The organism is Marinobacterium sediminicola, assembly GCF_022343685.1.
Taxonomy (GTDB): domain Bacteria; phylum Pseudomonadota; class Gammaproteobacteria; order Pseudomonadales; family Balneatricaceae; genus Marinobacterium; species Marinobacterium sediminicola.
This window is the reverse complement of the sequence record NZ_CP092123.1, coordinates 1,181,981-1,201,404: the sequence shown is the minus strand read 5'-3', so window position 1 is coordinate 1,201,404 and position 19,424 is coordinate 1,181,981. Positions and strand designations below refer to the sequence as shown.

General features: G+C 55.8%; 13 protein-coding genes. 6 read left to right on the top strand and 7 right to left on the bottom strand.

Annotated features, from left to right (window positions below):
• Window positions 1–22: 22 nt before the first annotated feature.
• Window positions 23–3,250 carry a translocation/assembly module TamB domain-containing protein gene (locus LN244_RS05580; RefSeq protein ID WP_239041860.1) on the bottom strand — a complete coding sequence of 1,076 codons (3,228 nt, stop codon included), beginning with the start codon at window positions 3,248–3,250 and terminating at the stop codon, window positions 23–25.
• A complete protein-coding gene (locus tag LN244_RS05575; RefSeq protein WP_239041859.1) occupies window positions 3,247–4,986 on the bottom strand; it encodes an autotransporter assembly complex protein TamA in 1,740 nt (579 codons plus the stop codon). Before LN244_RS05575 ends, LN244_RS05580 begins: the two co-directional genes overlap by 4 nt.
• Window positions 4,987–5,153: 167 nt before the next feature.
• Here LN244_RS05575 and LN244_RS05570 point away from each other — a divergent pair, with 167 nt between their 5' ends.
• From LN244_RS05570 to LN244_RS05555, 4 genes are read left to right on the top strand one after another with little or no spacing between them, the layout of a single operon-like run.
• Window positions 5,154–5,702: a ZrgA family zinc uptake protein gene (locus tag LN244_RS05570; RefSeq protein ID WP_239041858.1), complete on the top strand. Its 549-nt coding sequence runs from the start codon at window positions 5,154–5,156 to the stop codon at window positions 5,700–5,702.
• Entirely contained in the window at window positions 5,699–6,388 is a 690-nt protein-coding gene (locus LN244_RS05565; protein WP_239041857.1) for an ABC transporter ATP-binding protein, read from the top strand. Before LN244_RS05570 ends, LN244_RS05565 begins: the two co-directional genes overlap by 4 nt.
• The gene (locus LN244_RS05560) at window positions 6,382–7,638 is read left to right on the top strand and encodes an ABC transporter permease (RefSeq protein ID WP_239041856.1); all 1,257 of its coding nucleotides are present in this window, start codon (window positions 6,382–6,384) and stop codon (window positions 7,636–7,638) included. Before LN244_RS05565 ends, LN244_RS05560 begins: the two co-directional genes overlap by 7 nt.
• A gap of 15 nt (window positions 7,639–7,653) precedes the next feature.
• Window positions 7,654–8,199: a DUF3299 domain-containing protein gene (locus tag LN244_RS05555; RefSeq protein WP_239041855.1), complete on the top strand. Its 546-nt coding sequence runs from the start codon at window positions 7,654–7,656 to the stop codon at window positions 8,197–8,199.
• Between the two features lie 64 nt (window positions 8,200–8,263).
• On the opposite strand, the gene LN244_RS05550 is transcribed toward LN244_RS05555, so the two are convergent.
• The 3 genes from LN244_RS05550 to LN244_RS05540 form a co-directional block, all read right to left on the bottom strand.
• Complete coding sequence (locus tag LN244_RS05550; RefSeq protein ID WP_239041854.1) at window positions 8,264–11,128, bottom strand: bifunctional diguanylate cyclase/phosphodiesterase; 2,865 nt, start codon at window positions 11,126–11,128, stop codon at window positions 8,264–8,266.
• 128 nt (window positions 11,129–11,256) lie between these two features.
• On the bottom strand, window positions 11,257–14,676 hold the full coding sequence (locus LN244_RS05545; protein ID WP_239041853.1) for an EAL domain-containing protein: 3,420 nt from the start codon (window positions 14,674–14,676) through the stop codon (window positions 11,257–11,259).
• A gap of 67 nt (window positions 14,677–14,743) precedes the next feature.
• Complete coding sequence (locus LN244_RS05540) at window positions 14,744–15,442, bottom strand: SDR family oxidoreductase (RefSeq protein WP_239041852.1); 699 nt, start codon at window positions 15,440–15,442, stop codon at window positions 14,744–14,746.
• Window positions 15,443–15,551: 109 nt separating this feature from the next.
• Between LN244_RS05540 and LN244_RS05535 the strand changes: the two genes are divergently transcribed.
• Window positions 15,552–16,652 carry a tRNA-queuosine alpha-mannosyltransferase domain-containing protein gene (locus LN244_RS05535; RefSeq protein ID WP_239041851.1) on the top strand — a complete coding sequence of 367 codons (1,101 nt, stop codon included), beginning with the start codon at window positions 15,552–15,554 and terminating at the stop codon, window positions 16,650–16,652.
• Here LN244_RS05535 and LN244_RS05530 read toward each other — a convergent pair.
• Window positions 16,649–16,840: a zf-HC2 domain-containing protein gene (locus LN244_RS05530; protein ID WP_239041850.1), complete on the bottom strand. Its 192-nt coding sequence runs from the start codon at window positions 16,838–16,840 to the stop codon at window positions 16,649–16,651. The genes LN244_RS05535 and LN244_RS05530 overlap by 4 nt on opposite strands.
• Window positions 16,827–17,435 (bottom strand): sigma-70 family RNA polymerase sigma factor, encoded by a 609-nt coding sequence (locus LN244_RS05525; RefSeq protein WP_239041849.1) that lies wholly within the window; start codon window positions 17,433–17,435, stop codon window positions 16,827–16,829. The genes LN244_RS05530 and LN244_RS05525 overlap by 14 nt, the downstream gene beginning before the upstream one ends.
• A 222-nt stretch (window positions 17,436–17,657) precedes the next feature.
• Between LN244_RS05525 and LN244_RS05520 the strand changes: the two genes are divergently transcribed.
• Window positions 17,658–19,424, top strand: coding sequence for a DEAD/DEAH box helicase (locus LN244_RS05520; protein WP_239041848.1), 1,767 nt, complete (start codon window positions 17,658–17,660; stop codon window positions 19,422–19,424).

The following is a 19,424-nucleotide window of genomic DNA, read 5'->3' as shown; positions in this document are numbered from 1 at the left end:
AACATCGAAGGGCGCTGCAGGCCTAGCGCTCCAGTGTGTAGAGAATATCCGCACCACTGCCCAGCTCGCTGCTTTGCGCCTCCACGCGCCACTTGTCGCTGACCTTGTACTTGAGGCTCAGGGTGTTGACCGCATCCAGCACGCCAATACCGTAACGCAGGTAGAGACGGGGCGACAAATACTTGCCGATGAAAAACGCAGACTCGTCACTGGCACTGCTATCAAACCCGAATTCATCCAGTGCCAGCGTCTCGCGCAGCTTGCCCGTGATCTTGTTGCCCTGACTCATCCCCAGTGCCAACGCAGCCTGCATAAGCATTTGTTGCTCGCCGGCAGAGCTTTCGCTTGGTGGCTTACCCAGCAAGAGATAAGAGAGCACACTGCTGTCTGGCATGGCGGGTTCTCCGTAAAGCTCCATGCGCGGATCTCGCAAAGTGCCACTGATATCGGCCCCGACAATCACCTCCTCGACCTGCCGCCCAATGCGCAGGTCCAGCCCCGGATTGTCCACCGGGCCCGCGGTATACACGAGGCTGCCGCGACGAATGTCGAGATCCTGCCCGTACAAGCGGTATTCACCGCTTTCGACCTGAATGCTGCCGGTCGCTCGAGTCGCCTGCCCGGGACTCTCTTCGATCTGCAAGGCACCCAGCAGACGCCCCTTGAAGCCGAGCGCATCCACACGAACGTCGTCACCCAGTTCTATGCGAAGATCGGCATAGACCGGTATCACGGGCTCTTTCTCAATCACCTTACCCTCTTTCACCAGAACAACGTCTGCTGACGGTTTCAGGGCGCTTTCGCGGGTTTTCGGTGGTGAAATATGGGCCAAGGGCACTTTCAGCGAACCGCCCAGACGGATCTCGCGCGCCCCTAACTGCAGTTGCAGATCCGGACTGATAAGAGCCCTGATCTCTGCCGTATCCATCGCTGTGAAATTGTCACCGCCGAGAGTCAGCACACCCTCCCGTGCTGCCAAATCATAATCTCCCTGCAGATCGAGGCGCCCTTCTCCGGAGGTTGCAGCAGCCGTGAAGCGCACCTGCCCTGGCAGGCCACTCTGGTTAAGGCGAAGCTCCAGCGGCGCAATCACCAGCCCCAGAGCCGGCAACTCAACAGCGCCATCCAGATAGTTCAACTCGCCTTCCAGCTCAGGCGCAGAGAGGCTGCCACTCAACAAAACCTCGCCCCCTACGCGCCCCTGAACGTTCTGCAGATCAGGCACCAGCACGGATACTCGGCTCAAGTCATCAGCCTGCAGCTTTAAGTTGCCCCGCAGTTGTTGCGCTGCACTCAAACCGCGGATATTCAGAGATAACGCCAGCTCACCGGAGAGAAACTCCAGCAGTGTTCGAGCCTGTACCTCCAGATCATCATCAGCCAGTTCAATACTGGCAGCGATCGGTGCCAGCGACAGCGTCTGATCAGCCTGCGCGGGCGTCAGCTCTCCGGCACTGGTCTCGAGAGAGGCCGTCAATGAAGGCTTGCCTCCCCGCTGCTGGCTGAACAGCACATCGGCGGACAGACTCGGGGTCAGTCGCATTCCGTTGAGGAGCGGCGCCAACAACTCCATAGCCAGCTGATTCAACTTCACCACAACGTCGGTGTCGCCAGCGAAACTGCCTTCTGCCTGCACGCAGAGGCTACCGCCTGCACTGAGCTCGTCCAGACAAAGACGTTGTAACTGATACCCTTCAGGCGACACCGCAAGTCCTGCAGCCGCCGACGAACGCCAGTGACTGAGCGGTTGGGGTTGCAACTCCAGTCGCTGCAATTGACCACCCCAGCGCTGATCGGCTGCCACCCAGCCACCGGCGGCCGATAGCTCTGCCCGTCCCGGTGAGCCACTGGCGGTCAGCGTCAGCTGATGTTGCTCGGGTATGCCCGTGAGCTTCAGTAACACCTTTTCAAGTGTATGCCCACTGGCCTCGGCATTGATCAGTTGCAAGTCCGCTGCCCAATCGCTCTTGCCGGATAAATCCAATGCCACATCACCACTGATCCTCTCCAGACGCGCCTGCTCGGCATAAGCCAACCCCCGTGCTCGAATACGTGCCTTGATAGCGGGTTGCAAGCGAGGACCACTGATCTCACCGCTCAGCTCCAGCTGGCCGCTGGCCGCTGGCAACAAGCGGGTCAGGTTCGGAGCACTCAAGGCCCATGTAAGCGCCAATTGGTCGCTGACAGCGCCGCTGATATCAGCCTTGGCACCGGCATAACGCAGTTTCAGGGCCTTAACCTGCCATTCGCGGGTATCGCCGGACAGGCTGGCGGTGGCACTGATTGACTCCTGCCTGAGCTGCCCCTGCAGGCTGTTAAGCTCCACTGCCACTTGTGGCAACTCATTACCCAGCTCAACACGACCACTGGCATCCACTGCCAGGCTACCGGGCCACTCCGGCGCGGCAAGGGCCGTATCCACCCCCTGGGCATTGAGCTGATAGCTGATGACAATACCCTCAGTTCCATCAATCTGGGATTGCAATCGCAGCCGAGTCTCTGCAAGTTCGGCATTCAGCGAGAGTGTGAGGTTGCGCGCAGCACCATCCAGATCAATCACCATGTCAGCCTCGAGCGGCAGCTGCTCAGGCCAATGATCGAAACGAATCCAACGTGCCAGGTCGGTTCCCGCCTGCAATTCCAGGTGGGTCAAAAACTGCTGTGATGGTTCCGTCCAGCCACTGAGTTCAAGGCGACTGCCAGGCTGCTCCATGATCAAGGGTTCGATCAATACCAGATTATTCAGGGTTCTAAGCGTGAGACTCAGACTGAGCTCATCCACCAGCACCTGCTCAGCCTGCACAACACGAACATGCCCCAGCGCGACACGTTCAGCTTCAATCGTCAGAGGCAGCGTTACTGAAGGCAACTCGGGCAACTGTCCGGCGGGGGCACCACCATCAGCCGCCTCCTGTTCAGCAGACGGCGGCAAACTGACATCAAGACGGACCACACTGAGTTCATGAATCTTCAACAGCGATTGCGTCAATAACCAGGGCTGCCAGGACAGGCGCAACTCAGACAGATCCAGCACCAGCTCATTTTGCTCGAAGCGCAGATGCTTGATCTGCAGCTCCGAAGCCAGGGTGCCATCAACCCCTTCGACTTCCACCTGAGGCAGAAGAGACGCTGTGAAATTAATCGCAAAACGAGTACCTGACGGCAGAAAAAGCACGGCCGACACCAGTACCAAAACGGTCAACAACAGGGCCAGAAAAGTCCCCAGCCCCCAGCGCAACAGCGGTCTCACAAATCAGGCCCCAAAGTGAAGTGTATCTGCCAGCCATCCTCATCGAGCGGTACAGCAAAGTCGAGTCGCACCGGCCCAACCGGTGACTGCCAGCGAGCCCCAAGGCCGACACCGGTTTTCAGCTCGGCCTGGGTATCATCAAAAGCATTACCGCTGTCCACGAAAGCAGCGACACGCCAATTTTCCTTGATGAGGTAATCCACTTCGACGCTTCCGGCGATCAGGTAGCGGCCACCGATCACATCGCCATCATCCCCTTGAGGGCCCAATGACTGGTAGTCGTAACCGCGCACGCTGTTATCACCTCCGGCATAGAAACGCATGCTGGCCGGTAGCTCATCAACAGAATCGATGAACGTCACACCCAACTCGGCTCGGGTTAGCAGACGCCAGCGTTCTGAGAGGGTATCCACCCGCTTGCCGCGCAGATCAAGCTGTAGCAGATCGGTATCTGACAGCAGTGTTTTGGCCGCGGCGGCGACCCCCAGGCTGATCTGATGCCCACGGGTTGTATTGATTCGGTTGTCTGCTCGGGTTCGGCTGAAACGTGCGCTGGGCACCAGCAAGGTCGAGTCCTGCTCCAGCCCTTCGAAGCGCCAGGTTTCCTGCTGCCAGTCCAGCGCCAACAGGCGCTCCCAGTCGCCCAACTGCTTCTGCCAGCTGCCGCCGATCCTCAGTGTGCGAGCATCAATGGTGTCTGACTGTTCGTCCTCCAATTGAAAATTGAGGGCAAAGCGGTCCGTCGTCGGATTCTGACCGGGAATCTGATAGCTGCTGGAAAGCTGTTGGCGGATTTCGGACAGGCGCAGACGGGTATCCAGTGTATGCCCCCGGCTATTGAGCCAGCGACGGGTAAGGCCCAACTGCATCCGGGCACCGGTATCGGTACCATAGCCGAATCCGGCCTGATAAAGGCTGCGTTTACGAGGCGTCAGTTTCACATCAATCGGCAGCTCTGCCCCCGCTCGCTCATCCAGTCGGGGCCGTACTTCAACGTCCGCGAAGTAGTCACTATTGATCAGGTGACGCTGAAGCTCCACCAGCTTGGCTGTCTCCACGGGATCTCCGCTATCAAAAGGCAAGTAACGACGCAGCAATGACTCTGAAACGGGGGCGGCATCAAAGCGGATTTCACCAATGCGTGCACGAGGTCCGGTTTCATAGATGAGCTCTATATCGGCCAGATTTGCCTCTACATCGACCCTGATCTCATTCGTGCTGAAACGCGCCTGATAATATCCACGCTCTGAGGCGTGAGACTGCAACCGGCTTTTTAACGCTTCATATTCCCCATGCAGCAGCGCAGCGCCTGCCTTGATCGACGACTCATCAATAACCTGTTGTAAAACTTCGTCTGTCTCACCCGGGCCTTCAAGTGCCAGCCTGGCACGATTTATTCGCATCTGAGGTCCGGCTTCGACCCTGTAGACAGCTGACCATTGATCCGGCTCCCCCTCAATGTTGAGCAGAAGCTTGAGTGTCGGCCGATAGTATCCATAGGGCTGCAGAGCAGTTCGAATCTCCGCTTCAGACTGACGGTGGAGATAGCGCAAGCGGCTGGCTGTGGGCAAGGAGCCTTCAGCCGTCATCAGGTCATCAATACTTAACAGGGCTCGAATATTGTCCGCCAGTTCCCCCTCGACACCTTCAAGGACAAACTGGGCTGCCATCAACTGCCCACTGATAGGCAACAGAAGCAATACGATCAGCTTGCGCAGTGGGGACAAGAAATTCACGCAGACGGCTCCCTGAGTAAGTGTGCCTTCATTCTAAACGCCAAAGTGATGAAAGTCCTTGTCTGACAGGCACGAAGCCTTGATTTGACTGCGTATCAAGAACTCACTGGAATTCATTTTGTTATGTAGTAACATCTCTCATCATTTCTGTCGAGGTTGAGGTCTGAATGCGCCTGGTTGCTACGTTACTTTTGATTGCCGGTTTACCTGTCCATATGGCTGTGGCTGCAAGTATCCATCAACATGGCGTAGCGCAGCTGGACATGGTGATTGAGCCACCGATGGTCGCAATCACATTGACCTCTCCATTGGCTAACCTGACCGGTTTCGAACACCAGCCCACCCGTCATGAGGAACTGGCTGTTTGGGATGCAACACTGGTCAAACTGAGACAGGCCGATGAGCTGATCAGGTTTCCGGAAGGGGCCGATTGCAGCCTGAGCCGGGTTGAGCTGCATTTGCCCTATACGCCCGACAGCCACGAACAGATGCACCATCACGCCCATGAACATGAAACGTCTCACTCGGCCGCTCATGCTGATCTGATGGCGGAGTACCAGTATCTTTGTGCCGACAGCCGGAAATTGAATGCCCTTGAGCTGCCCTTGATGCACCACTTTCCTGCCATCGAACACCTGGAACTGCAGCTCATTACACCTGATGGTCAGCACCGGCACATGCTTAACGCCGGGCACACCCGGTTGTCGCTGCCATGAGCTCGGTTCTGCGCCTTAAATCGCTCCGTTTTGCCTGGCCCAATCAGGCACCGATCCTGATGATCGACCAGCTTGAACTCGGGCCTGGTGATCATTTGCTTATTCAGGGACCATCCGGCAGCGGCAAGACCACGCTGCTGAACCTCATTTCCGGACTGCAGCCCGGTTATGACGGCACTCTGGAAGTCGCCGGGCAAAACCTGGCCTCGATGTCATCACGCGCCCTGGACCGGTTTCGGGCAGATCAGGTCGGCATGCTGTTCCAGCAGTTCAACCTGCTGCCCTACCTGAACCTGATCGATAATGTGACCCTACCCTGCTCCCTGTCAGCTCTGCGACGACACAGAGCAGGCATCAATGGTCAGTGTGTGGAGCAGGAAGCGGAGCGTCTGCTCACCAGGCTTCAGCTTGACCCTGCCCTGTTCCGGCAGCGCAAGGTAACCGAGCTGTCGATCGGACAGCAGCAAAGGGTCGCCGCTGCCCGTGCGCTGATCGGGCGGCCGTCACTGCTCATTGCCGATGAACCGACCTCGGCACTTGATACAGACAGCCGCGATCACTTCATGCAGCTGCTTTTTGAGGAGCTGAATCAGAGTAACACCACCTTGCTGATGGTCAGTCATGACCCTGCACTGGCAAAGTACTTCGCCCAGAGACTGTTCCTGGGGAGAACTGCCTCATGTTGATCCGCCTGGCATGGAACAGTTTGCAGAGCCGGCGCACATCCGTGTTGCTGACTCTTTTTACCATCACGCTGAGCACAGCCTTGCTGCTGGGTGTGCAGCAAATACGCGAGCAAAGCCGCCAGAATTTCATGGCAACCGTGGCAGGCACGGATCTGATTGTTGGTGCCCGTTCGGGACCTGTCCAGCTGCTGCTCTATTCACTGTTTCATATAGGCTCTGCAACCAGCAACATGGACTGGAGCAGTTATGAGTCTCTGACCAACGACGCTCGAGTTGAGTGGACCATTCCACTCTCACTGGGAGACTCACATCGGGGTTACCGGGTTATCGGTACGCATAACAGTCTGTTTCAGCATTATCGTTTTGCTGACCAGCAGGCACTGGCCTTTACCGCCGGAGGCCCCTTCGACGACCTTTTCTCCATTGTGATCGGTGCCGAAGTCGCACGTAAGCTGGGCTACCAGCCGGGTGACCCTGTAATCATCGCCCATGGCAGCGGAAATACCAGCTTCATGAAGCACACGCAGATGCCCTTCAGCGTTAGCGGCATCCTGGCCCCGACCGGCACACCACTGGATCGCACATTGATGGTATCACTGGAGGGGTTGGAGGCTGTACATCTTGGTTGGAGAGCCGGTGTGCCCTTGCCTGGACTTCAGATCAGCCCGGAGCGCGCACGCCAGCGCGATTTGACGCCGACTGAAGTGACGGCCGTTCTGGTCGGACTGAAATCGCGCCTCAACACCTTCCACCTGCAGCGAGAGCTGAACAATCGACGTGAAGCGCCCCTCACCGCCATTCTGCCGGGCGTTGCCCTGCAGGAATTGTGGCAACTGGTCGGCGTGGCGGAAAAAGCATTGCTCGCAGTCTCTGCAGCCGCTCTGCTGATTGGCATGACCGGAATGCTGGCTGTTTTCCTGGCCGCCACCCAACAGCGGCGACATGAAATTGCAGTCTTGCGAGCCCTTGGCTGCCCGCCCTGTCGAGTTGCTCAGTTGCTGATGCTTGAGTGCCTGATGCTTTCCCTGGGCGGTGTTCTGGGCGGTATCCTGTTGCTTCAGGCAGGAATGGCGCTGCTGCAGCAACCTCTACTGGAACAGTTCGGCCTGTTGCTCTATTTGGGGATGCTAAGCCCAACACAATGGCAGCTGTGTGCCGTGATTCTGACGCTGGGACTTGCAAGCGGGCTCATACCAGCGCTACTGGCCTGGCGAATGGCTTCGGCCAGCCGCCTGATACGACGATACTGACCGAGTACTTTCACCATGAGAAGTGTAATCCTGATGCTGGCGGCTCTGCTGAATCTGACGGCTGCCCATGCCGAAGACGTGATCATCAACGGTGAGGCGGCGCCGGAAATCGACTGGGCAGTGCTCATGCCCGAGGATTATGCGCTGTCACTGGAAACGATGTACAACAACCCGGAGCTGGAACAGCTCGATGACTACAGTGACAAGGCACAACGGCTTTATGATGAGCTGATGCAGTCACTGGCTTCAGCCCCGGTCGTTGAAACCATGAACGGGCAGATGGTCAGTGTCCCGGGGTTTGTCGTTCCCCTGGAAGGTGAAGGCGACAAAGTGGATCGTTTCTTTCTGGTGCCGTATTTTGGTGCCTGCATCCATGTGCCGCCACCACCATCCAACCAGATTATCGATGTCCACTACGAGCCTGGCACCCGTATTGAGAGTTTGTATGATGCCGTAATCGTCAGTGGCCGCCTGACTACAGAGGTATTCAGTCACGAAATGGGAACTGCGGGCTATCGGCTGGAGGCCTTCCGTATAGCCCCTTATGAGATCCCCGAGTGAACCGCCAGACATCACCGAACAGAGCCAGGATTGCGCCTTATTGATCCAAACTCAGAACAGTTGCCTACTCATTGACAGACATAACAGAAGGCTTGACTGACAGCTCTTCGACAGGCTGCGGCCGTCCAAAGAGATAGCCTTGCACGGAGTCGCAATCGTGTTTCTGAAGAAAGGCACTCTGCTCAGCGGTCTCGACACCTTCTGCCAGTACTTCGATACCCAAACTATGCCCAAGCGCGATGGTACTGAGCACCACGGCCTCGTCCTTGGGATTACGACCGATATCGCGCGTAAAACTCTTGTCGATCTTGATTCTGTTCAACGGCAGGTACTTGATGCGATCGAGCGAGGAGTAGCCGGTGCCGAAATCATCCAGTGCCAAGTGGTAACCTGACAGACGCAAGCGCTGCAGCTGCCGGATCACGAAGTCCGGGTCCTGCATAATCATCGACTCGGTAATTTCAAGCTCCAGCAGGTGACGATCCAGCTCATGTTCGGCCACGATCTGATTGAGACGCTGGATAAAATCGGCCTGTAACAGCTGCTGCGGTGAAATATTGATTGCGACCAGAGGTGTATTCACTCCCTCTTTACGCCACTGTGCCAATTGTCTGCAGACCAGTTCGATCACCTGCCAGCCCAGAGGCACGATCAGCTGCGTCTCTTCCGCCAGGGGTATGAAACGGTCAGGCCCCAACAGCCCCTGCTCCGGGTGTTGCCAACGCACCAGCGCTTCATAACCACAGAGTGAGCGGTCAGATAACTGATACTGTGGCTGATAATGAATCACCAGCTCCTGCTTATGCAGCCCAAGGCGCAGATCCTGCTCCAGTGAGAAATAGTTGAGCGCATCTGTGGTCAGATCAGCGGAATACAGCTCATATCGGTTCTTGCCTCGTCCTTTGGCACGGTACATTGCGGTATCAGCATGCTTGATAAGGTTGTTCGCGTTGTCGCCATGGTCTGGATACAGGCTGATCCCAATACTCGCGGTCAGCTGGAGGCGGTGACCCGCCACGGGGAAGGAGTTCTCCAACACGGCCAGTACGCCTTTCGCTTCGGCCTCGGCACGCTTCTGGCCACCCGGAACCAGCAGAATGAATTCATCACCGCCCATTCGAAAAAGCTTGAGATCATCGGGCATCTGCTGACTCAAGGCGCCGGCAACCGTCTGCAGGAGCGCATCACCGACCTGGTGCCCAAGACTGTCATTCACGTGCTTGAAGCGGTCAAGGTCAATGAACAACAGCGCAAAATGCGCATCGGACCCCGACAGTAGCTGTGTCAGGGTTTCATGCAAACCTTTTCGATTTTGTAACCGGGTCAAATCATCGTGACGCGCCTGCCAGGCCAGATCATCCGTTTGCTGCTGCACCCTCGCTTCCAGCTGTTGTTCACGGTTGTGCATCGACAACACCAGAAGGGAACCGAGACACCCGATACCGACCAGTAGTACCTGCAGGTACTGCGCCTGACTGATGGGGTGTGCCGCAAGATAATCGGGGCCAGCCAGAGCCTCAACGCGCCATACCTGCTGCGCCAACTGGATCTCAAATACCTGATGCAGATCCTGCTGGTGTGTGATGTCTTCGGTTGTCGTCGAATAGAAAGGTGGTTGCCCTGCCTCACTGACACGCAGTTCGATATTCTGCACACTGTTGCCGATCAGCACTGCCTCAAGCATGCGGTGAATCGTAAAGACCCCCACGACGAATCCCTGGAGTTGTCGTTGACTCTGCATCAACCCCTCGCCCACCAGGCGGTATACCGGTTGCAAAATCAGCATACCGGGCTCGTCCGGGGCCTGCGTCAAGTGCAACACTTCAGTTGCAACCGCTTCACCACGGGTTTGCGCCAGCCACACCCAACGACGACGATCTTCCAGTGAATAGAGATTGAAACCCAATGCCGCCATATTCGCGTCCATAGGTTCGACAAACTGAACCGGAATCAGCACGCGTTCCGTTTCAGGTGACTCACCATAGATACTGTACTCAGGCCACTGCAATTGCTCCCGGGTCCATTGCTCAAAGGCATCACGATCACTGCGCAGCACCAGTGGATCCCATGAGTAAGCGCGTAGTGCAGGGTTATTCTCCAGCAACGGTGCCACCAGCGCATGGAAATCATCACGAGAAACCTGCGTTTCCTTGTTCAACTCTTGTGCGAGGCGTGACAGGTCTCTCAGGTTCTGTTGAATGATCATCTGTATGCGAGCATCAACCAGCTGGACATCTTGCTCAAAGCTCTGCTTTAACAGACCAGAGAGGTGAGACAGGTAGTATTGGTTGATCAGAACGATGGCAAATAGGGTGCTACTCAATCGCAGCGGCAAAATCCAGTTGCGTTTTTGACCAGTCCCCCTGAAGGCACCTGTAAAAGACAGGAAGAGAGGCGTTCCCAGAATCACGCCAAAACTGTCGCCCAACCACCAGGTTGCCATATCCAGCAAAACTCCCTGACTGCCACCTGATTGGTTGAAGAAGGTAACCGCAAAGGTGCCGATTGAAGCGTTTAAAAGGCACACCAACAACCCGCTGAACAGCACGTAGCGCAGCATCCATTGATCTCGATGGGGCCGAGTGGGATCAGCCCCGTAACGCTGCAACAGCCAGCAACCGAGTGCAGTCTGGAGCGTCGCCCCGGTCGCGATCATTAATGCACTCCAAAAATGGTGCGCAGCCAAGGGATAGTTGAGGGCCGGGATGACCAGGTTGATCAACAGGCTGCCCAAGCCTATGCCCGGCAGGAACCTGAAGCCGCCGCGCAATACCGCGGCCAGTCCGAGGCCCGCAGGCAACCAGAGAGGCACTATCTGCTCATGAAGACCGGTTGGCAGGAATAACAGGCCAAGCAACATATAGCCCAGCGCCAACAAAAGGTTGGCGCCGATTGTCCCGAACAAAGGAAGTGGAGCGGATGTCTTCATGACGCTGAGTCTTCCCTGCCAAATTCAAGCAGACGTTTAACTGTCTGCGTAATCCTACAGGAAAAATACTCTAACCCCAGCAAAATACGTCCACTAATATGAAATCTGCCGGCCGGGCTTGTTTCAAGTCAAATTTCTCTGTTGACCAGCAAGGCCTCCAGCTCGGTTGCAGGCAAGGGACGGCTTTTGAGATATCCCTGGAATTGATGACATCCCAGACGTTCCAGTTCGACCCTTTGTCTCTCATCTTCAACACCTTCTGCCAGTACACTCAGACCCAACTTGTGGCCAAGCATGACAACCGTTTCCACAATGGCCTTGGCTTCATCACTGGCCAACAGGTCATCAGTAAATGACTTGTCAATTTTGAGCATATTCAAAGGAAAACGCTTCAGATATGCCAGTGACGAATAACCGGTACCGAAATCATCGATCGCAAGGCTCACCCCTAGCACGCGCAATGCGTTCAGCATCTCGACCGCCTCTACTCCCGGTGACATCAGAGCACTCTCGGTTAGCTCCAATTCCAGCAGTGTCGGTGGTATATGAGTCTGCTGGAGAATACTGGCCACTTCCTGCGGCAAATGGTGATGATGCAATTGCTGTGGCGAGACATTGACGGCAACGCGAGGCACCTGAATCCCTTGTACCAGCCAGCGAGCGATCTGCTCACAGGCGCTGCGCAACACCCAACTGCCTATTTGGCTGATCAGTGCACTTTGCTCAGCAACAGGGATAAACTCGGCAGGCGATATCAATCCCTTTTCCGGGTCTTGCCACCGCACCAATGCTTCGACGCCTGTCATTCTGGAGCCGTCAATCGACCACTGGGGCTGATAGTAAAGGCACAGTTCGTCATGCTCCAGGGCTCTTCTGAGCCGCTGTTCAAGCTGCATGCGATGATGAACAGCCAGGGTGAGATCATCACTGAAAAAGTGCAGGCTGCCCCGCTGCTCCTTGGCTTTAAACAAAGCGGCGTCTGCCTGCTGCAAAATCACCTCCGGCGATAAGCCCTGATCATCAATTAGCGTGATCCCCCAGCTTGCACTGGCACGCACCTCTGCACAGTCGCTCAGGCGAAACACTGGCTGCAAACGCTGTATCAATGCAGCGGCCGTGGAAACAACATCGTTGCTGTCCGAAACTTCCTGCAGCAAAATGCCGAATTCGTCCCCACCCAATCGATACAACAAATCACCTTCGCGCACTCCTTCCTCAAGCCGCTCAACAATCTGCTGTAGCAGACGATCACCCTCCGGGTGCCCAAGGCTGTCATTGATATCCCTGAAATTATCCAGATCAGCCATTAACAGAGCCGAAAGGCGCTCATGATGCCGATTGTAATGGCTGCAGGCTTCAAGCTGCCGGAACAGCGCCTTGCGATTGGGCAAACCTGTCAATGCATCATGGTTAGCCAGGTACTCGATTCGGGATTCACTGTTTTTCAATCTGGATATATCGGTAAAGACACTGACATAATGGCTGGCATCCTCGCTGTCCAGCCTAATCCGGCTGATACTCAACAGCGCCGGAAAGACCTCTCCATGACGCCGCCGGCACATGATCTCACCCTGCCAATGCCCCTCTTCCCCAACTTGCTGCCAAAGTGCATGGTAGAAACTGGCAGGGTGAAACTCGGAACGCAGAACAGCAAGCGATTGCTGACTCAGCTCCTCCTCATTCCAGCCAAACATGTCGGTGAATGCCGGATTGACCTGAATCACCTGCCGGTTGGCGTTGGTGATCAACACCCCTTCTCGGGTACTTTGCACAACGGCAGCAGCCTGCTGCAATCGTCTCTCCTGCTGCCGACGTGTTGTGATGTCAGTCAAAACCCCTTCAATAGCGACCACCTTGCCGGTCGGGTCCTGCAATACATGGGTTTGATCCTCAACCCAACAGGGATCATCCTCAGCTTTGTTACCCAGCCGGTAAGTCTGGGTAAATGTAGTCACGCCCTGTTGCATATACCGGTGCGCTTCTTCACTGACCCGGGTACGGTCCTGAGGATGTATGAATGATTCAAACCGACTGTCCCTGTGCATCAACTGCTCAGGCTCCAGGCCCAGATTGCGAATATTCTCCGACACATACTCGATCGGCCAGCCCTGTTCATGACGCCAGCGGATCAATACAAACGGGCTGGAGTTGATCACCTGATTGGCTGCTTCAAGAGCCTGATCTCGACTGATCGAATCGAGAGCAAAACCGATATCATGGGCCAGTTCTTCCAACGTTTTGACCAGCTTGGGAGAGAAAAAGTCGACGCTATCAGAATAGAGCGTCAGGTTGGCATAGACCTCCCCCTTATGGTGCAGGGGCAAGGCGATCGCCGAAAGACAGCGAAAACGACTGGCGAACTCGTGCCAAGGCTGATACTCGGCAACGGCCAAGCAGTCATTGACCACGACTGTCTCATCATTCAACACTGCCTGCTCACTTACGCCCTGGCCCGGGTGGCGCGCAAAGATTTGCATCAACTGCCGCACACCCAATGCAGTCGCTGGATCCCCTGCGTGAGCCTGTGAACCGGTAATTCGCCGATGCTCATCACACAAACCTATCCAGGCAAAACGGAGCTGGCCTTCTTCAACCGCAATCCTGCAAGCGGCCTGCAGCACTTCATCGACAGTTCGGCTGTACAGAATGACCTGATTAATTCTGGACAGCATGTTGTACAGATTCGACTGACGCTGGAGGGCTCGCTGGTTATGCTGCTCCCGAGTCAGGTCCTGTATCATGCAGATGACATGCTCCGGCAAGCCAGAACCGTCACGCAGCAGCTTGATATAGATTCGCACAGGTACATGTTGACCGCTGGCGGCAATAAAACGTTTTTCGAGCTGATAGGCTTCCGTATCACCATTCAACAACCGCCGGAAGGCACTCTCATCTGCAGCCAGATCCTCGGGATGGGTCAACTCCTGCCAGGTTTTCTGCCGCAGCTCTTCAACACTGAAGCCCAGGAGGCATTCCAGGCAGTCGTTAACCTTTATCCAGTGTCCCGTAGTGGGGTCAGTCAACCCCATACCGATGAAGGGCATGTCAAAAAAACGCCCCAACAACTGCTCTCGTTGGGATGCGACAGAATCAAGGTGCCACGCCAGACTCAGATTCAGCTGGCGACGGTAAATCAGAATGAGCAGGGCAGAGAGGGCCATGGCGGCCAGACCGGTCAGTAGCCATGCCTGTGTTGCATCGGCGAGAATGGCTTTCTCGGCTTCCAGCCACAGCGTCAGCGCGCCACCGACCGAAGGCAGCGCTAACGCAATGAGCATCAGGCTGGCAAAGATCACCCACTGTCCTCGGTCATGAACGACAGGCTCACCGGAGACTAACCTGTCGCTGGGCGGAGCGAGCGCAAGGTACAAACAGCTGGCACTGATTACAACAAAGGCGCTGCCCTTGAAGCTGTTAATCAGATCAAAGAGCCCGACACTGGGCGCCAACAGGCTGATCAGAAAATCCGATCCATGAACCCAGATCAACCCAAACAGCAGATAGAGAACAACATAACCGAGTGGCCGCCACTCTTTGCGGTGCATCATCCCAATCCACCTCTTGATACTAGCTATCCATAGAGACTGTTACTCTACTGCAGTACCACCCTCTTCACTACCAGTCGATCACAGAACCATCATAGTTCAAAAAACTGCCACTTTGGGACAAGTCCAACTGCGCCAGCAGAGTACGTAACGCGGAGACACTTTCTTCCGCTGATATGAGCGCATTCTGCCCCCCCATATCGGTTTGCACCCAGCCAGGATGAAGTGCGACAACCTTGACCCCAGCTCCTTCAAGGTCAATGGAAAGGCTTTTTATCACCTGATTCAGTGCCGTTTTGGAGCTGCGATAGTAATACCCACCGCCCGACTGGTTATCGCTGATACTGCCCACTTTGCTGCTCAAAAACGCAACGGTTTTCAGTTTGCTTGTCGCGATACGCGGGTAAAAGGTTTGCGTCAGCATCAACGGGCTCAGGGTATTGGTTTCCAATACCTGGCGCCACAATTCACGCTCTACCTTGCCGAAACACACGCCTCTGGGACCATAATAGCCAGCATTGTTGATCAGCAAATCAATGGTTTCATCACCGAGCACACGGTCCAATGCCTTGATCTGACCGTCCTTGTTCACATCCAGGGTGTGCAACTGGATTTGCTCGGGAAAACGAGCCTCCAACGCCTGCAAGTCCTCCGCATGCACCAGATCACGTGCACAGGCATGAACACGCCAGCCGTCACGGGCATACTGGTAGGCAAACTCTAGTCCAATACCTCGGTTACAACCGGTAATCAATACTGTTCCTGACATCTGACGTACTCCGCATGAGACTACCTCTCAGTCAAGCAGCCCACCCGAGATCTGACAAGTCTGCTTGTTCTCTGGCACAATCGCCCTCCCATTGCTCTGGAGAGTTCGGATGCGCATTCTGCTTTTATCCGCCTATGATGCGGTCAGTCATCGTTACTGGCGGCAAGGCCTGGTCACCGCCTTCCCGGAATACGACTGGACAACCCTGTCATTGCCTCCACGCTATTTCGCCTGGCGCATCCGCGGCAACAGTCTGAGCTGGGCCTTCAGCGAACGCGAAACACTGACTCGCCCCTATGACCTGATCATCGCTACCTCAATGGTAGACCTCACTGGCCTGCGCGGGCTGGTGCCTGAATTGGCAAGCATCCCTACGCTGGTCTATTTCCACGAGAATCAGTTTGCCTATCCGGCATCAGGTCGAGAGTTCAACAGTGTTGAGCCGCAAATGCTTAACCTCTACAACGCTCTGGCAGCCGACCATGTGCTATTCAACTCCGAATTCAATCGCCACACTCTACTCGAAGGCGCACAGACGCTTCTTCGCAAGCTCCCGGACCAGGTACCGGCCGGGCTGACAGAGCAGATAGCCCGACAGTCGCAAGTCATTCCCGTGCCTTTGCCCGATGAGGTCTTTCTTGATTCGAGTCCTGAAAGCGGACCTTTACAGCTGGTCTGGAACCATCGCTGGGAGTTCGACAAGGGACCTGAATTGCTGCTGGATGCCATTCTGATGATGCAGCAACGACAACTGGACTTCCGACTACATGTGGTTGGGCAGCAATTTCGCCACACCCCAAAGGTGTTCGACCACATTCATCAGACGCTGGAGGAAGGCGATAATCTTGGATATTGGGGGCATGTCGAATCACTGGAGGAGTATCGCCAGCTACTGCAGCAGGCAGATGTCGTGTTGTCGACGGCACTGCATGATTATCAGGGCATCGCCGTTCTGGAAGGAGTCGCGGCGGGCTGCACCCCTGTGGTGCCGGACCGCTTGGCTTACCGAGAGCTGTTTGACTCAGAGTATCGCTACGCACAAACCCATGAAGCAGAGGCGTTGACAGCTCGTCTTGAGCGACTGTCGGCTCTTAAGCGCAACAACCACCCGATGCCCTGTCCAAGCATCCGACAACTGAGCTGGACGCACCAGAAACCGGAATATCAGCGGGCCATGGATAAGGCCAGAGAGGCACGACGCAAAGCCTAATCTTGCTCAGTCTCGGACTGCCGAGATCGTGAGGAGGCCAGCTGGTGAAGCACCTTGAACTGCTCATCGCATTTGCGACAATGGCGACACATCATCAGATGCATGCGCAAGCTGAGTTTCTCGTTCATTTTCAGCTCACGGTCAAGCTGCTGAGACATCAGCTCAGTGGCACGTTTACAGGACTGCATTGCTTTCCCCCTTGCTGAACCAGCCGTTTTCAAGACAGGCACGTAACTTCAAGCGAGCCCGGTGCAGGATCACCCAGCAATTCTGCTCACTGATCTGCAACGTTTCGCAGATCTCGGCTGTTTCCATCCCCATCAATTCTCGCATCGAGAACACCTTGGCAGTATTTTCCGGCAGGTGCAGCACACAGAAATCAAATACCTGCCAGAATCCATCCTGCAGACACGCCTGCTCCGGCTCATGCCACTGCTGTGGTCGAGCCGATGGCAACCAGTGCGCCTTGGGATTGAACAGACCATCGACCTCAGGCATGTCATCGGGATTAAAGCCTGTCGTCTGCTCGCGGCTACGATAACGAATCTCGTCGATCAACTTGTGCTTGAGAATGCCAAATACCCAGGTTTCAAGTTTTGCGTTTCCGGCAAAGCTGTCCAGGCCTTGCCAAGCGGAGACCAGCGTTTCCTGTACCAGATCTTCCGCTTGCGCCTGGTCCCCCAGTTGCAAGCGGGCAAACGCCAGCAGCCTGGGGCGGATGTCCTCCAAACGCTGCTCAACCTCATCATCTTCCGGCATTGCTCGACCTTCTGTTGCCTTCAAGTTGCCCTTCCCCCATTCAACCTTCACCGAGCAGCCTTACCAGAGCTGAGCGGTATTAACATAGTCGTCTATGCTGGCCGATCCTTACAGATTCGACCAGTCCTTTGTGTGAATATACAAAATTACCTGCTTTGCCTCCCCGCCTTTCTCACCGTAGCGTTTGGCTATTTCAGTCCGTATCATCACCGTATCGCTCTAAAGATTCAGGAACTGACTCCAGGCATGCCCCAACCCGCCTTTACCCTGCGTGACTATCAGCAGGATGCCGTAGATGCCACTCTCAAGCACTTTCGATCCAGTGACGACCCGGCCGTCATTGTCTTGCCTACCGGTGCAGGCAAAAGCCTGGTCATCGCTGAGCTGGCCCGGCTTGCTCGTAAACGCATCCTGGTTATCACCCATGTGCGCGAACTGGTAGAACAAAACCATGCCAAGTATGCCGCACTGGGTCTGGAGGCCGGCATATTTTCAGCAGGTCTTGGTCGCAAGGAGTTCAGCCATCAGGTGACCTTTGCCAGCGTGCAGTCCGTTGCCCGAAACCTGACATCATTCGCAGATACCTTTTCATTGCTGATCATCGACGAGTGTCACCGTGTCGGTGAAGACGAGGACAGTCAGTATCAGCAGGTGATCCGCCACTTGCGTACACACAACCCGGGGCTGAAAGTGCTTGGACTCACCGCAACGCCCTATCGCCTGGGATATGGCTGGATCTACCGGGCTCATTACCGCGGCTTCGTGCGCAGCGAAGAGCCCAGGGTATTCGAAAAATGCATTTTCGAACTGCCACTGAGCCACATGATCCGCAACGGTTACCTGACCCCACCCGAAGTGATCGACGCCGCCATTGCCCACTATGATTTTTCCTCACTGTCACCCTCGGACAACGGCCACTACCCGGAGCGGGAACTGAACAGCCTGCTCGCCAGGCACCCGCGTGTCACGCGAGCAATCTGCGAGCAACTGGAGGAATTGGCACAGGCGCGTGAAGGGGTCATGGTGTTTGCCGCGACAGTGGCGCATGCCCATGAAATCGGGGGTTATCTGCCTGCCGATCAAACGGCCGTCATCACCGGCGAAACACCCGGGGACGAGCGCGACCGTCTAATCGGCATGTTCAAGGAACGCAAGTTCAAATATCTGGTGAATGTGGCCGTACTGACAACCGGGTTCGATGCGCCTCATGTCGATCTGATCGCCATTCTGCGGCCCACTGCCTCGGTCAGCCTCTACCAGCAAATTGTTGGCCGTGGGCTAAGGCTTAGCGCGAACAAGAAAAACTGCCTGGTAATCGACTATGCCGGCAACGGTTTCAACCTGCATCATCCTGAGGTAGGCACCCCCAAGCCCGCAACGGACTCTGAACCCGTTCAGGTATTTTGTCCCGGCTGCGGATTTGCCAACATTTTCTGGGGCAAAACCGATGACACGGGTCAGGTCATCGAACATTACGGACGTCGTTGCCAGGGACTGCTGGAAATGGAAGGAGAAAAGCCCCAGCAGTGCGATTACCGTTTTCGTTTCAAGGAGTGCCCACACTGTGGGGCAGAAAATGATATTGCGGCTCGTTATTGCCAAAGTTGCAGTGAGGCCATTATTGACCCTGATGATCTGCTCAAGCGCGCGTTGCAACTGAAGGATGCTCGTGTAATCCGCTGTGCGGGAATCAGCCTGAGCGCCAACAACGAGTGTGTGACGGTGACCTACCACGAGGAACAGGGTGAAGAGCTGCGTGAGCGCTTTCACCTTGATCGGCCAGCACAACGCGCAGTGTTTAATTCGCTGTTTGGCAGACGCTGCAATGCCGGAACTTCACCGCGTCAGTTCAGAACGGCGTCAGACGTCATGGCGGTCCAGCACCTGCTGCCGGCACCTGATTTTGTCATCGCCAGGCAAAGCGGCAAAAAAGGCCGTCAGGCAGGCTACTGGCAGGTGCGCGAGCGGCTGTTTGATTACCAGGGAGCCTACCGCAAGGCCAATGAGATGTGA

Bases quoted from the DNA above. Each gene is read 5' to 3' on its own strand.
- LN244_RS05570 (WP_239041858.1), top strand. From the start codon at position 5,154: ATGCGCCTGGTTGCTACGTTACTTTTGATTGCCGGTTTACCTGTCCAT.
- LN244_RS05565 (WP_239041857.1), top strand. From the start codon at position 5,699: ATGAGCTCGGTTCTGCGCCTTAAATCGCTCCGTTTTGCCTGGCCCAAT.
- LN244_RS05560 (WP_239041856.1), top strand. From the start codon at position 6,382: ATGTTGATCCGCCTGGCATGGAACAGTTTGCAGAGCCGGCGCACATCC.
- LN244_RS05555 (WP_239041855.1), top strand. From the start codon at position 7,654: ATGAGAAGTGTAATCCTGATGCTGGCGGCTCTGCTGAATCTGACGGCT.
- LN244_RS05550 (WP_239041854.1), bottom strand. From the start codon at position 11,128: ATGAAGACATCCGCTCCACTTCCTTTGTTCGGGACAATCGGCGCCAAC.
- LN244_RS05545 (WP_239041853.1), bottom strand. From the start codon at position 14,676: ATGATGCACCGCAAAGAGTGGCGGCCACTCGGTTATGTTGTTCTCTAT.
- LN244_RS05540 (WP_239041852.1), bottom strand. From the start codon at position 15,442: ATGTCAGGAACAGTATTGATTACCGGTTGTAACCGAGGTATTGGACTA.
- LN244_RS05535 (WP_239041851.1), top strand. From the start codon at position 15,552: ATGCGCATTCTGCTTTTATCCGCCTATGATGCGGTCAGTCATCGTTAC.
- LN244_RS05530 (WP_239041850.1), bottom strand. From the start codon at position 16,840: ATGCAGTCCTGTAAACGTGCCACTGAGCTGATGTCTCAGCAGCTTGAC.
- LN244_RS05520 (WP_239041848.1), top strand. From the start codon at position 17,658: ATGCCCCAACCCGCCTTTACCCTGCGTGACTATCAGCAGGATGCCGTA.